Below are 13,712 nucleotides of genomic sequence, written 5' to 3'. Positions count from 1 at the left end.
GCGCGCGCGCGGGCTCCCCCCGCGCGGGGCGGGGGGGGCGGGGGCGCCGGGGCCCGCCCCCCCCCCCCCCCGACCGGGCGCGCCGCAGCGGCCCGGTGCTCGACGCGAGGGCGGGCGCGACCACCGCGAGCGCACAGCCCAGGGCCGTGGCCACGCCGATCAGCCACACCTCCGTACCCGTCGATGTGCCCGTCGACGTGTCGAGCCGCACCCCCGTCCTCGCCAGTGCGCCGTGCCCCGCGAGCAGCCCGGTCAGCGGGCCCGCGAGCAGCGGCGCGAGCACCGCGGCGGGCAGGGCGAGCAGCAGGGCCTCGACCGTGGCGAGCCAGGCGACCTTGCCGCGCGAGCCGCCGCGCGCGATGAGCAGCGCCGTCTCGCCGCCGCGTTCCGTGCCGAGCAGCCGGGCCACGAGCAGCAGCGCGTACCCGGCGAGCATGATCAGCTGAAGGGCGACGATCAGGAGCGTCGAACGGGACACGAGCAGCGCGCGCTCGGCTCGGTCGAGCACCTCGGGCAGCGCGGTGCTCGCGCTCGGACTGCCGCCCAGGGACGCCGACTTGGCGAGCGCGCCGGGACCGGCCTGCGCCGCCGAGCGCAGCGCGCCGACCCGCTCCGTGGTCACCCCGCGGAAATCGGCCGTCGCCAGCCACTGCGTACGGCCCGCCGAGACCTCTCCCAGCGCCGTCGGATCGGCGAGCAGCGGTCCGTACGTCAGGAAGACGCTCTCGCGCACCCCGCGGCCGCCCAGCTCGTCCAGCTGCCAGTACGGCTCCGTGGGATCGGCGGGGCGGTACACGCCGGTCACCTCGACGGTGACCTTCGGCCCGGTGAGCCGGTCGGTGAGGGTGAGCGGGGCGGAGCCGGGGCCGAGCTTCAGCCGGGCGGCGGCGGCCTCGGGGAGCGCGACCTCGACCGGGCCGCCCCGTGTGTACGAGGAGGGCCAACTCCCCTTCGTCAGACGGATCCTGGAGCGGTCGAGCGCCGCGAAGTGGGTGAGGTCGGGGTCGCCGCCCTGCCGTGCGGTGCCCGGCAGCGCGTACGGCCCCGAACGGGCCAGCGAGCGAAGGCCCACCGGCAGCCCGTCGAAGGTGCGCCGCGCACCCTCGCGCACCGCCCGGTCCGCCGACTCCCGTGCGCCGGGCGGCACTTGGGCCCCCACGACGAGCGAGGCCTGCGCGGCGGAGCGGGTGCGGAGACCGTGCCGCAGCGCCGCGTCGCCGATCGAGCCGGAGAACGCGGTGAGGGTGGCGAGGACCGCTGTGGTGAGGAGCACGGCGAGCAGCGCGGCGGCCAGCAGCAGCCGGTGCGCGCGCACGCGCAGAAATATGAACCCCGTCACACCCGGTCGCCCCCCGTGCCCCGCCCCGCGCTGTACGCCGTACGTCCCCCGAAGTCTGAACGGATGCTTTCAGAGGGCAGGCAGTTGCGGAAGGGGTGTCGAGGGGGCCGAATCCGGTCAGAACGCCGGATTCAGGCCGGGGCTCAGCCCTCGGAGTTGACCATGGACGCCGCCGCGTACGTCAGGTAGTTCCACAGCGTCCGCTCGTGCTCCTCGGAGAGCTTCAGCTCCTCGACGGCGGCCCGCATGTGCTTCAGCCACGCGTCGTGCGCGGCCCGGTCGACGGTGAACGGGGCGTGCCGCATCCGCAGCCGGGGGTGGCCGCGGTTGTCGCTGTAGGTGCGCGGGCCGCCCCAGTACTGCATCAGGAAAAGGGCGAGGCGCTCCTCGGCAGGCCCGAGATCCTCCTCCGGGTACATCGGCCGCAGCAGCGGGTCCTCCGAAACCCCCTGGTAGAAGAGGTGCACCAGGCGCCTGAAGGTCTCCTCGCCGCCGACCTGTTCGTAGAAGGTCTGCTCCTGAAGCGTGCCGCGCGGGATGTCATTCACATGGTCCATGCTCTCAGACGGGGCGGCCGAGTACGGAAGACTTAGGTCCTGACCATCGCGGAGGGGGCCTGCCGCTCGCATCGCGGGCCGTACGGCAGCACAGTTGCTGTATGGGATCCGAAGCGGAAACCCCGCTCGCCGCGCGGGCCAGGGCCGCCCTGGTGCGCGAGATCGAGGCGAGCGGTGCCTGTGCCGGGGATCCGGCGCTGCTGACGGCGTTCGCGCAGGTCCCGCGCCATCTGTTCGTGCCGTACTACTACGTGGCGGCGACGGGCGGCGGCTATGAACGCCTCTGGGGCGAGGACCCGGACCCCCTGCGCAGGGCGCGCTGGCTGGACGGCGCGTACGCGGACGCCCCGCTCGCCACCCGCGTACGCGACGGAGAGCTGCTCTCGTCCAGCAGCCAGCCCTCCCTGATGGCGAAGATGCTGGCGGAGCTCGCGCTGCCGCCGGACGGCTGCGACGTCCTGGAGATCGGCGCGGGCACCGGCTACAACGCCGCCCTGCTCGCCCACCGGCTCGGCGACGAGCACATCACCACCGTCGATCTCGACCCGGAGATCACCGAGTCCGCACGGCGGCATCTGGCGGCTGCCGGCTACCACCCGGCCGTGGTCACCGGTGTCGGCGCCGCGGGCTGCGCCGAGCACGCCCCGTACGACCGGATCATCGCGACCTGCACCCTGAGCTCGGTGCCGCGCGCCTGGCTCGCCCAGTGCAGGCCCGGCGCCCGCGTCCTCGCGCCGCTTGCCACCGGTCTGATCACGCTGACGGTGCGGGACGCCGAGCACGCCGAGGGGCGCTTCCTGCACACTCCCGCGTACTTCGTGCCGCTGCGGGGCGGCAGCACAAGGGCCCCGCAGGAGCAGCCGCTGGGCGGGCTGCCCCGCAGGGCCCTGCAGAACGAGCTGTTCCGCTTCTTGCTCGAGCTGACCGCGGGCACCCTCGACCCTTACGAGGCGCTCGCCCTGTGGCAGCGCGAGGGCCGGCCGGTGCGCGAGCGGTACGGGGTCAGCGTGAGCGGGCCGCACGAGTGGGCCTGGCTGGACGACCCCGAAGGGCCGTACGCCTGGCCGCTCTGATCCCGCGCGCCCAGCCGTGCCTAGCCGTGCCTGATCGTGATCGTCGTCCAGGCGCCCACATGCACCTGGTCGCCGTCCTGCAGCGGCACGGGGACGAACGGCTGGATGGGCTCCTCGCCGTTGTTGACCGTCGTGCCGTTGGTCGAGTTCTGGTCGACGACCGCCCAGGTGCCGTCCGGCTGCTGGACCAGGACCGCGTGCTGGTGCGAAACCCCCGGGTCCTCCGGCGGCACCGACAGGTCGATGTCCGGGGTGTCGCCGGTGGAGTGGCGGCGGCGGCCGATCGTGATCTGGTTGCCGACCAGCGGACGCTGCTGCTCGGGCGAGTACGCGGGCAGGTTCAGGCCCGATGCCTCGGGGCCGCTGCGGTGCATCATCGCCATGAAGTACTCACGGTCAGGGCCGATCGTCGCCGTCCAGGAGACGGTGCCGACACCGGGCCCGGGAACCGACTGGAAACCCTGCGGCGGCTGCGTCTGCGGAGCCTGCTGACCCCAGTCGCCCTGCTCGGGAGCCTGCGGGGCGGCCGGAGCGCCGGGTCCTGGTGCCGCCGACGAGGGCGGCGAGAGCACCCAGTCGTCACCGAACGACGGGCCGGGAGCACCGGGTCCCTGCGGAGGCGGCGGGGTGCCGGTCTCCTGCGGGAACGCGGGCGGCGCGGGCGGACCCTGCTGCTGGAACGGCTGCGGGGGCTGACCGGAAGGGTCGCCGCCGTTGAAGGGCGGCGGTACGGGAGCCTCGCCGCCGTACGGCGGGGGGACCTGACCCGAGCCGTTGCCGCCGTTGCCGAACGGCGGGATCGGCTCGGCGGGGCGGTTCATCTGCGAGGGCCGCGAGCCCTGGTACCCGAAGGGGTCCTGACCCGGCTGGGTGCCCGCGGGGGGTCCCGGCGGGCCCTGCTGCTGGAACTGCTGGGCCGGGTTCACCGGCGGGTGCGGGGCGGCCGGGGTGTACGAGGTCGCCGTGTTCGTCAGGAAGTTCCAGCGGCACTCCTCGCAGAACGGCGCCATCGCCTCGCGGGGCGTGCGGCACTGCGGGCACAGCTCGGCCTCGGCACCCTGGTCCGGCACGGCGGCCAGATGCGGGCGTCCGGGGCCCGGCTGCGGGAAGCCGGGATCCTGGCCGGGGCCCGGCGGCGGATAGCCGTAGCCGGGAGCGCCCGGGGGCGGTGGCGGGGGAGGCGGCGGCACGGCACCGGCCATGCGGTGACCGCAGACCTCGCACCAGTCGTCGGAACCCGACTGGTGTCCGTTCGGGCAGGTCGGCATGTCGGCGCTTCCCCCTCTCCTTCTCCGGCCCGAGGGCCGTACGTGCTGTTGGTGGGGCTACTACGTTGAGTTACTGAGCTGTTGCCCAGTACTGGCGGTGCTACTTCTTCACGCGAACGGTCTTCGTGGACCGCGTCTCGAGAGTCATCTCGTCGGCCTCGGCGACCCTCGCCTTCAATCGAACAGTACCTGCCACGGCATCCACCACGTCGACCACCTTCGAAAGCAGCTTCGCGGTGTCCTCGTTCCCCGAGGCGCTCGCGAGCTGAACGGCTCGGCCCAGTTTGGCCGTTGCTCCGTCGACATCTCCCGATTTGCGCGCATCGAGGCCCTGCTGGATGACTTGTGCCAGTTCCGCCTGGCCCGTGTAGTGCGCCACCTGCGGATTGATCGACGTCGATGCGGCCATGTCGTCCGTCCACACCGCCCGCACCAGGCCCTGCGACAGCGTCTGCACGCTGCCGTCCGGCTGCGGCACGATCAGCGAGACGCGGGCCGCGAGCATCTCCTGGCCCAGCTCGGCGTTCGGCACCTCGACACAGATGTGGTAGTCGCGGGACTCGTCGCCCCAGGACCCGGTGGGATAGTCCCCTGCGCGGGGTCCTGCCTCCGTGCGGCGGTCGGTCAACTCCTCGACCGTGGGCGCCACTTGCTTGACGAACTTGATCTGCACGCCCATCGGCGTCCACAGCCGCAGACTGACGTCCGCGACCTCCTTGCCCATCGCCGCCTCCATCATCTGCGTGAAGTCGGCGGACAGGCCCGAGGGGTCGGCGACGATGTCGGCCGTGCCGAGCAGCGCGGAGGCGATGCCCGTGACCTCCTTCACCTCCCAGTCCGTGCCGACGCCGCGGGCGTCGCAGGTGAAGCGGCCGGCGCAGGAGTCGAGCGCGGCCTTCAGGTCCCCGGGTGACTCGTGTTCATTGCGGCCGTCGGTCAGCAGGATTCCGTGCCGGATCGATACGTCGGCCGAGGCGAGCAGCCGGTCGGCGAGGCGCAGCCAGGTGCCGATCGCCGTGCCGCCGCCCGCGCTGAGCTTGCGCAGCGCCTGCTTGGCCTCGCCCCGCGTCCGTGCGTCGGCGACCGCGAGCCGGCCGTCCCCCGGATAGACCTCCTTGGCGACATGCGTGCCGCCGATCACCGCGAAGTGGACTCCGTCACGTACGGCGTCGATCGCGGCGGACGTCGCGTCCCGGGCGCCGCGCATCTTCGTCGGCGGATAGTCCATCGACCCCGAACAGTCGACCATGATCGCCACGGCCGCGTCCGGGGTCTGGCCCGCCGAGTACAGGTGCGGGGCGCTGACCGCGGAACCGACCGTGCCACCGCCCGTCGAGGTCACCGTGGCGATCGCGTTGACCTCCCGGCCACCCTCCGGGAGGTACTCGTTCTGATACACGTCGACCGAGAACTGCGGCACGTTCGACTTCGAGAAGTTGGCCATGGATCCCTGCTCCCCCTAGACGTCCCACCCGCTTCCCCAAGCCGGTGGGTGACAAGTGCATGTGCCCCGAGGCCCGTTGCCGGGGCCTGCTCTAGGCCGATCCTGCCCCTTGCGGCATGACACGGAACGGCAGAATGGCCACTGTTACGTTGTCGTGGCCCCCGCCGTCCAGAGCGTGACCGACCAGGACCTGGGCGCTGTGCAGCGGCCGTTCGGCGGAATCGGCGGGTACGGCGCGTGCCATCTCCTCCACCGCCTCCGCGTAGTTCCACAGTCCGTCCGTGCACACCACCACTACACCCGCACGGTCCGGCTTGAAGGAAGCGGTGTGCGGCTCCAGTTCGTACGCGTCCGCGCCGAGCCAGCCCGTGATGGCGTGCGCGCGCTCGTCCGCGTACGCCTCCGCCTCGTTCATCAGACCCGCCGCCACCATCTGCGCGGCCCACGAGTCGTCCTCGGTGAGGCGGACGGTCGGGCCGCTGCGGTCGTCGGGGACCCAGTAGGCACGGCTGTCGCCGACCCAGCCGACGACGAGCAGGCCGCCGGCGACGATCGAGCCGACGAGCGTGCACGCGGGCGCGTTCTGGTGCGGGGCGTGCTCCCTGGCCTGAGTGGGCTCCGCTGCGAGCGCGTTGACCGCATCGGACGCCGAGAGGATCGCGTCGTGCATGGCCTGCTGCGGATGCGTGCCACGCGGCAGCGCGTCGAGCAGCGACTCGTTGGCCGCGCGCGACGCGGCGAGCGAGGCCTCGTCGGGGCGGGTCGCCGATGAGACGCCGTCGCAGACGATCGCGACGACGGCGGGCGAACCGTCCGGCAGCGCGGCCGACGAGATCGCGAACGCGTCCTCGTTGCGGTGGTGGCGCAGACCGCGGTCGCTGACCGCGGCGACCGCGTCCAGCTCCTGCTCCATGTGGTCGCGCTCGCGCGGCTGGGCGTGCCCGCAGTTCTCGCAGTAGCCGTCCGGGTCGACACGGCCCGAACGGCAGGCCACGCAGAGCTTGGTGCCGGCCGGCGGTGTCGGCTCCGGCAGCGCCGTACGGGGATCGGCGGGCTCGGGGCGGGCGCCCGGGGCCGGCAGGGGGTACTCGTCCGGCTCGGCGGGGCCCGCATCGGGACGGTCGGTGCGCATGCCGTGCGCGTCGGCCGACAGCTCGCCGCCCGCCGAGTCCGTGCCCGGCAGATCGGTCGGCAGGTGCGCGGGCACCGGCATGTCCGAGCTGTCCACGTCCGGGGCGACGGGCCAGTCCGCGGACGAGGCGTCGGACGCCCGGGGCGCCGGCGGTGCTTCCGGCGCCGCGCCGTTGATCGCGATCGTGGGATGGTCGCCGCCGTCGGCTGCGCCCACCGGCTGCGCCGACAGGTCGTACCCGCAGGCGCCGCAGAAGAGGTCACCCGCCTCCAGCGGTTCTTCGCAGCCGGGGCACGTGGAACCGGCGGCCCCGGCAGTCTGCTGGTGCATCTGCGACATCTTCACACCCACGTCCGGGGGCGGAATCGGTTGGCCCGTTCCACCAGTTCGATCCTCTCCTCGCCACCCTGGGCGAGCCGGGCAAGCGTTCGGTACGAGCGCTCGAGGCCGAAGCGGAGTCCGCGCTCGTCCAGGTCGCTGCCAAGGAGCACGGTCCGCGAGCCCGACGACGCCGTTGGCGGCGCGGCGGCGTGACCAGAGTGACTACCGGAGAGTACCCAGTCCAGCGCCGTGCCGAGGACCTCGGTCGACAGCAGCTCCCTGCGCACCGCGTCGAGGCCGAAGCCCGCAAGGGCCTCCACCTGCCCCGCGGCCGCCGTCAGGTCGTCCAGGAAGTCGAGCAGGGCGCCGCCGGGCGGCGGCGCGGTGTCCTGCGCGAGACGCTGCCGCAGCCGCGCCCGGACCGCGGCCACCCGGGCCGCCGTGTAGTGGATCGAGGCCTCCGGCACCGACTCCAGGGTGCTCACGGCGCCCCGCCGGTCGCCCGCCGCGAGCTGCACGCGGGCCAGGCCGAACGCCGCGCTGACATAGCTCGGGTCGGTGGTCCACACCAGGCGGTAGTACTCGGCCGCGTTGTCCAGCTGCCCAAGGACCTCCGCGCAGACGCCCAGGGCCAGCTTCGGCGCGGGCTCGCCGGGGAACGCGTCGTACACGGCGTCGAAGGACAGCGCCGCCGTCTCGTGGTCACCGGTCGTCAGTGAGGCGATGCCCCGGTACCAGACCACCCGCCAGTCGTCCGGATGCTGCACCTCGAGCTCCGCCAACGCCTGGGCGGCCGACTCCGGTTCACCCATGGAGAGCCGGGCGCGCAGGCCGCGCAGCCGCAGCTCCACCGAGTCCGCGGGCGCCGCCCGCAGCGCGGTGATCAGCTCGGCGGGCGCGGAGGCCATCAGCCCGGCGAGGAAGCCGGCGTTCGGGTCGTTCGGGTCGACGCGGGGCACCGGAAGCGCGAGCGACGTCGCGGACGCGTCGAGGTGGCGGACGATGCGGGCGGGCGGCGCGGACGGGACCGGCGGCGGACCGCCGTTGCCCGTGGTGAGCTCGCGGCGCCCGGTGGGCAGCGCACGCGCCCCGAGGCTCGACACGTCCCCGGTGAGCTCGGTGAACAACTCCGTGTCCGTGACCTTGACTTCGGGCCCGAACAGCGTGGAGAGCGAGGGCCTCGGCCGCCCCGTCTGCAGCGCGACGACCTCCCGCAGGACGCCCGTGAGCTGCTCCGCCATCTCCTGCGCGGAGGCGAACCTGCGGGCCGGGTCCGGGTCGGTGGCGCGCACCAACAGGCGGTAGAACGACTCGTACTTGCGGAAGACCTCGATGTTGTCGGGGTCCGGCAGGGAGTCCACGAACACGTTCGTATAGCCCTGGAAGTCGAAGGTGAGCACCGCGAGGGTGCGCGCCACCGTGTAGAGGTCCGAGGCCACCGAGGGCCCCGCCTCCGCGACTTCGGGGCCCTGATAGCCGACCGTGCCGTAGATCGCCGATTCCTCGTCGTCCATCCGGCGGACCGCGCCCATGTCGATCAGCTTGAGCTGGTCCTCGGTCTGGATCGCGTTGTCGACCTTGAAGTCGCAGTACAGAAGATTGCGGCTGTGCAGATGCCCGAGCGCCTCAAGCGCCTCGATGCCGAACGCGCAGGCCTGCTCCACCGGCAGCGGATCGCGCTTCCCGTCCGCCGTGCGGCGGCCGTTGGCGATCTCCTTCAGGGACTTTCCGCCGACGTACTCCATGACGATGTAGCCGTCCATGGAGCCCGTGCGCTGGTCGAGGTGCTCGACGAAGTTGTAGATGCGGACGATGTTCGAGTGCTCGATCTCGGCGAGGAAGCGGCGCTCGGAGATCGCGGCGGCCATCGCGTCCTGGTCGCCCGTGTCGAGCAGGCCCTTGAGGACCACCCAGCGGTCGGAGACCGCGCGGTCGATGGCGAGATAGACCCAGCCGAGCCCGCCGTGCGCCAGACAGCCCACGACCTCGTACTGACCGTGCACGATGTCGCCCTGGTTCAGCTTCGGCACGAACGAGTACGGGTGGCCGCACTTGGTGCAGAACCCCTCCGTGCGGCCCGGCCGGTCACCGCGGGCGCGGCCCACCGGCGCCCCGCAGTCGGAGCGCGAGCAGAACCGCTTCCGCTCGGGCACCTCCGGGTTCTCCTGCACCGCCTGACGCGGGTCGGGACGCGGCACCTCGGGCACCTGGACCAGGCCGACGCCCAGCCTGCTGCGGCCGGAGGAACCGGCCGCCGATCCTGAGCTGCGCACCGAGACCGAACGCGACGAGCCCGTACTGCCGGACAGGGAACGTGAGAGCCGCCCAGACACCGAACGGCGCGAGGACTGGGAGCGCGACGAGGAACGGGACGATGCGCGCGAACTCGACCTGGAACTGCTGCTGTTGGAGCCCTTGCCGCCACCGGTGATGCCGGTCGGGGGCGAGTTCACCATGCCGTTCGGTGAGACGACCGGGGCCAGGCCACAGGTGTCGCAGTACAGCTCGCCGCCGCCCACGTCCTCGTACGACCCTGTGCATCCGGGTCGCTGGCACTTCCGCTGCTCGCTCATGCTTCCCCCCTCCGGTCGGTGGGACCGCCCTGTTGCGGGACCCTCGGTGCAAGGACTTCGGCGGCCGCCTGCTGGTAGCGCAGGACCGCCTGCTCGGCCACGCGCAGATCGCAGGGCGCGCTCCACAGCATCCGGCGCGCCGCGTCGTACCGCTCGACGAGCAGCGGGTCCTCCGCGTGGCCGAGCCGGGCGACCTTCGCCTTGTAGGCGTCGAGGCGGCCGCGCAGCTCGGCGCGGACCGCGAGGGGCTGGGTGACGGCCGTCAACGACTCGCGGGCGCGAAGGAGTTCGTCCTCGGCCTTCTCCTCCAGGGACTCCAGGAGCGGGGAGAGGCGGTGCCACTGGGCGTGCCTGCGGTAGTCGGACGCCATGGCCAGCTGCTCCTGCAGCACCGTCGGCGGGCCGCTCACGGCGGGCACTTCGGAGGCGGCGATCTTGGCGAGGACCTCCCCGCGCGCGGACCGCGCCTCGGCGAGCGTGCGGTCCGCGCGGGAGAGCACGTCGCGCAGCCTGCCGAGCCGCAGCTCCGCGTCCTGCCGGACGGTGAGCACCGCGTCGATCTCCCGGCGTACGTCCTCCAGGGCGCGCGCCTCGCGGTCGTACCGCTCGGTGTGCGGGCGGCCGCCGCCGGGGGCCGAACTGCCCGTCGCGGGCTGCCAGAAGGCCAGCGGATCAGTCACCACCTGCTCGCGCAGGAGCGTCAGCTCGGCGGTGATCCGCTCCAGGTCGTCGCCCGCCGGATGCTCGCCGGGCCGTACGCCCACGGAGTGCGCGAGCTGGCGGGTGCGCTGCAGCTCCGCCGCCAGGAGGTCGATCCGGGCGGGCAGCGCGGACCACACCGCGTCGGCGGCGACGACCATGTCGAGCGAGTGCGCGTACAGGTCGTTCATCCGCGCGACCAGGTCGCTGAGCGTGAAGCGTTCGGTCAGCTTGGCGGGCCCGGTGATCGACGACGGCGCGGGGGCGGCGCCGCCGGCGACCGTGACGCTCTCCCCGCGCAGCAGCTCGGTGAGCTCCGCCAGGTCGTCACGGTTGGGCCAGCGTCTGCGGGCCCGGATGTCGCGGGCGGTGCGCAGCGCACCCGCGTACGCGTCGAAGTACGCCCAGAGCAGGGTGATCTGCCGCTCTGTGGCCGTCCAGCGCTCCTGGGTGGTGCCGGTCAGGCCCGCACCCTCCAGGAGGCGGCGGCCCGCGTGATCCTGCAGGGCGAGGAGCGAGGTCTCGATCGCCTCGTGCTCGGCGTCGAGCCGCGCCAGCGCACGGTCCACCTCGTCCCGGTCCATCACAGGACCGGGGGGTCCCGCGACGCTCATCGATCACCTCTCCGCTCTGCGTTGCCGTGCACTTGGGGGTCAGTCGGTGTACGTCGGTGCGGGCGGTCCCGCCGATTCGCCGAGCGCCGGCTTGAGCCAGTTGTCGTACGACTTCTGCCAGCCGCTCTTGCGGTAGTCCACCAGGATCTGGTTGACCCGCCGCACCAGGTCGTCCGCGCCCTTCTCCGGCTTCTTCATCGCCACGCCGTAGTACTCCGTGTTGAGCGGCGCGTCGCCCTTCAGCTCGACCGTCGGGTCCTGGGCGGCCTGGCTGGCGGCGAGCGCGCTGTCCGTCACGACGGCGTCCACCTCACCGAGCTGGAGCCGTACCAGGCAGTCGAGTTGGTTGGGAACCGTAGTCCCGATGTCGGCATCGAGGCCCTTCTTCTTGAGCTCCTCCAGCTTGGTGAGTGCCGTGGAACCCTTGGCGGAGCAGACCCTCTTGCCGTCCAGCGAGTCGTCGAACCCGGTGATGTCGGAGGACTTGGGGGCGAGAACCTGCTGCCCGGTCTTGAAGTAGGCGGTGGAGAACGCCACTTCCTTCTCGCGCTCGCAGGTGATCGTCATCGTCCGTACGACCATGTCGACCTGGCCGCTCTGGATCGCCTTGACACGCTGGTTGGTCGGGATGGCGCGGAACAGGACGGCGTCGCGGTCGCCGAGGATCTCCTCGGCGATCTTGTGCGCCAGGTCGATGTCGAAGCCTTCGAGCGTCGCCGTCTTCTTGTTCGGGTCGCGATAGCCCCAGCGGTAGCTGTTCTGGTCGACGCCGATGATCAGCTTCTTGACCTTGCGGGCCCGGATCGCGTCGATCGTCGGGCCGTCCTTGTCGTCCGGCGACAGGCTGGCCTCCGGCTTCTCGCACTCCTCGGCACGCGCGGGAGCGGCCGCCGACGAGCCCTGGCCGGCGCGGCCGGCATCGGCGTGGTCGTCCCGGGCCGCGCCGCCCGCCTTCGGCAGCACAAGGACGAGGGAGCCCGTGAGGGCACAGGCCACCGCCATGGCGGCAGCTCCGCCCCAGCCGCGCAGCCTCGCAAGTCCTCGCGTACGCATCGTCCGCTCGCCCCCTCTCACCGGTACTCCGACAGCCTGCGCCCGATGCCGAGCACGGCACCGGCCGCGGCGAGCACCGCGAGTACGGCGGCACCCACCGGAAGGCCCGCCATCGCGCTCTTGCCGTCATCGGCCGCCTGCTTGAACTCGCGCTGCTCGTGCGCGAGCGCGACCTCAAGGGCGTCGTCGACGTTGTCGAAGCACTCGCCGGTCGGCTCGTCCTTCTTGTCGCCGACGATCTTGTCGAGCGCGCCCTTGTAGTTGCCCGCGTCGTCGATGTCCCGCGCGGTCTTGTGGCGGTCCTTCCAGACCGACACGTTCTTCGCGGCGTCCTTGACGGGGTTCTTGCCCGCGGCGTCGTCGGCGATGGCCACGGCCTTGCCGAGCAGGCCGGTCTCGGCCGTGCCGAGCCGCTTCATCGACGCCTGGTAGTCGACGTCGAACTTGTCCTTGATCTCCACGTCGTCGCCCGAGCCGACCTCGACGGTCTCGGCGCCCCGGCTGACCAGCGTCAGGTTCTCGTTGCCGCGGGCCTTGAGGGAGTCGATGCGGGCGTCGTTCAGGACGTTCAGGGACTTCACGCCGTGGTCGTACGAATCGCTGAGCCCCGACCGCGCGAACGTGTGCCCGGCGACGAGCCAGAGCAGCACGGCCGCGGAGGCGGCCGTCGCGGCGACCAGGCCGTGGTTGAACACCCTGTTCGTCCGGCGGTAGTTGCGCCGCTGGGCCAAGACGAGCGCGGCGAGCGCGAGCAGACCGAGGGCGATGGCGAACCAGGGGTAGGGCTTCGCTTCGGCGTAGTCGGCGCTCAGCCGCTGGTTCTCCGCCGTGTAGAGCTTCTCCGCGGCCGGGAGCATCTGCTTCTGCATCTTGTCGTTCGCGTACCGCAGATAGGCGCCGCCGAGCGGGAGGCCCTGGCGGTTGCTCGCGCGGGCGCGCTCGATCAGGCCGGTGTACTCCGGGAGCAGCTTGTTCAGCTCGCTCACCGAAGTCGCCGCGGATGAGCCCGCGCCCGCGTTCGACGCGGCGGTCGCCAGCTTCTCGGAGGCGCTCTTGATGTCGCGGTTGTACCGGTCGCGGACGTCGGCCGGCTCCTGGCCGCCCGCCAGGAAGCCGCTGGAGGCGGCCGTGTTGGCGTCCGCGAGGGAGCGGTAGATGGCGGCGGCGTCGGCGCTCAGCGGCTGGCTGCGGTTGAGCACGCTGTTCGCGGCGTCCGAACGGCTTGTCATCTGCCAGGTGGTGACCGCGCCGAACGCCACGACGACCAGGGCGAGCACGGCGCCGATGATGCGCAGCTTGCCGGGCTCCGTCGTCGCGGCGGCGCGCAGCCGGTCCCGGCCCTCGACCCACGCGGGCCTGCGCGGGGGTGCGGGAGCCGTCGACTGCGCGGCGGGCACAGCTTGCGCGGAGCCCGCTTGAGGCGGGACGGCGGGCATCGTCGGCGCTGCCTGTCCTGGCGGCGCGGCGCTGCCGTTCGGCGGGTATGTCACCTTGACCTCGACCTCCCCCTCGGTCATCGGACGGTCACCTCCGCCCGCCGTGCGCGGCGCGGGAGGAAGTGCACGGCCGCAAGTATCGCCGCAGCGACTGACATCCGCACAGGCCTTGACTGGATCTTGTTCGGATCAGCCTGCCCGGA

At 72.6% G+C, this 13,712-nt stretch carries 10 protein-coding genes; 1 reads left to right on the top strand and 9 read right to left on the bottom strand.

All coding sequences use genetic code 11. The annotated features are described in order from the left end of the window. Both ACFWY6_RS18495 and ACFWY6_RS18490 read right to left on the bottom strand, forming a co-directional pair. A partial coding sequence (locus ACFWY6_RS18495; RefSeq protein WP_384691268.1) for an FtsX-like permease family protein occupies positions 1-1,339 on the bottom strand: 1,339 nt, incomplete at its 3' end. A gap of 143 nt (positions 1,340-1,482) precedes the next feature. Next, the gene (locus ACFWY6_RS18490) at positions 1,483-1,896 is read right to left on the bottom strand and encodes a globin (protein ID WP_384691265.1); all 414 of its coding nucleotides are present in this window, start codon (positions 1,894-1,896) and stop codon (positions 1,483-1,485) included. A 101-nt stretch (positions 1,897-1,997) separates the two neighbouring features. Between ACFWY6_RS18490 and ACFWY6_RS18485 the strand changes: the two genes are divergently transcribed. Next, a complete protein-coding gene (locus tag ACFWY6_RS18485; protein ID WP_384691263.1) occupies positions 1,998-2,969 on the top strand; it encodes a methyltransferase domain-containing protein in 972 nt (323 codons plus the stop codon). A 20-nt stretch (positions 2,970-2,989) separates the two neighbouring features. On the opposite strand, the gene ACFWY6_RS18480 is transcribed toward ACFWY6_RS18485, so the two are convergent. The 7 genes from ACFWY6_RS18480 to ACFWY6_RS18450 form a co-directional block, all read right to left on the bottom strand. Beyond that, positions 2,990-4,237: an FHA domain-containing protein gene (locus ACFWY6_RS18480; protein ID WP_384691260.1), complete on the bottom strand. Its 1,248-nt coding sequence runs from the start codon at positions 4,235-4,237 to the stop codon at positions 2,990-2,992. Positions 4,238-4,337: 100 nt separating this feature from the next. Continuing rightward, the gene (locus tag ACFWY6_RS18475; RefSeq protein WP_384691257.1) at positions 4,338-5,681 is read right to left on the bottom strand and encodes a VWA domain-containing protein; all 1,344 of its coding nucleotides are present in this window, start codon (positions 5,679-5,681) and stop codon (positions 4,338-4,340) included. 91 nt (positions 5,682-5,772) lie between these two features. Then, positions 5,773-7,152 carry a PP2C family protein-serine/threonine phosphatase gene (locus ACFWY6_RS18470; RefSeq protein WP_384691255.1) on the bottom strand — a complete coding sequence of 460 codons (1,380 nt, stop codon included), beginning with the start codon at positions 7,150-7,152 and terminating at the stop codon, positions 5,773-5,775. Positions 7,153-7,154: 2 nt separating this feature from the next. Then, positions 7,155-9,707: a tetratricopeptide repeat protein gene (locus ACFWY6_RS18465; protein ID WP_384691252.1), complete on the bottom strand. Its 2,553-nt coding sequence runs from the start codon at positions 9,705-9,707 to the stop codon at positions 7,155-7,157. Continuing rightward, positions 9,704-11,020: a hypothetical protein gene (locus ACFWY6_RS18460; RefSeq protein ID WP_384691249.1), complete on the bottom strand. Its 1,317-nt coding sequence runs from the start codon at positions 11,018-11,020 to the stop codon at positions 9,704-9,706. Before ACFWY6_RS18460 ends, ACFWY6_RS18465 begins: the two co-directional genes overlap by 4 nt. 39 nt (positions 11,021-11,059) lie before the next feature. Next, positions 11,060-12,073, bottom strand: coding sequence for a glutamate ABC transporter substrate-binding protein (locus ACFWY6_RS18455; RefSeq protein WP_384691246.1), 1,014 nt, complete (start codon positions 12,071-12,073; stop codon positions 11,060-11,062). A gap of 17 nt (positions 12,074-12,090) precedes the next feature. Then, entirely contained in the window at positions 12,091-13,563 is a 1,473-nt protein-coding gene (locus ACFWY6_RS18450) for a hypothetical protein (protein WP_384691274.1), read from the bottom strand. Positions 13,564-13,712: the final 149 nt, after the last annotated feature.

The organism is Streptomyces sp. NPDC059037, assembly GCF_042740015.1.
Classification (GTDB): Bacteria; Actinomycetota; Actinomycetes; order Streptomycetales; family Streptomycetaceae; genus Streptomyces.
The sequence above is the reverse complement of the archived record's forward strand: the minus strand, read 5'-3'. Positions and strand labels throughout refer to the sequence as shown.

What these genes read in the sequence shown, in the direction of transcription:
- ACFWY6_RS18490 (WP_384691265.1), bottom strand. Translation starts at nt 1,896, where the DNA reads ATGGACCATGTGAATGACATCCCGCGCGGCACGCTTCAGGAGCAGACC.
- ACFWY6_RS18465 (WP_384691252.1), bottom strand. Translation starts at nt 9,707, where the DNA reads ATGAGCGAGCAGCGGAAGTGCCAGCGACCCGGATGCACAGGGTCGTAC.
- ACFWY6_RS18470 (WP_384691255.1), bottom strand. Translation starts at nt 7,152, where the DNA reads ATGTCGCAGATGCACCAGCAGACTGCCGGGGCCGCCGGTTCCACGTGC.
- ACFWY6_RS18485 (WP_384691263.1), top strand. Translation starts at nt 1,998, where the DNA reads ATGGGATCCGAAGCGGAAACCCCGCTCGCCGCGCGGGCCAGGGCCGCC.
- ACFWY6_RS18455 (WP_384691246.1), bottom strand. Translation starts at nt 12,073, where the DNA reads ATGCGTACGCGAGGACTTGCGAGGCTGCGCGGCTGGGGCGGAGCTGCC.
- ACFWY6_RS18480 (WP_384691260.1), bottom strand. Translation starts at nt 4,237, where the DNA reads ATGCCGACCTGCCCGAACGGACACCAGTCGGGTTCCGACGACTGGTGC.
- ACFWY6_RS18475 (WP_384691257.1), bottom strand. Translation starts at nt 5,681, where the DNA reads ATGGCCAACTTCTCGAAGTCGAACGTGCCGCAGTTCTCGGTCGACGTG.
- ACFWY6_RS18460 (WP_384691249.1), bottom strand. Translation starts at nt 11,020, where the DNA reads ATGAGCGTCGCGGGACCCCCCGGTCCTGTGATGGACCGGGACGAGGTG.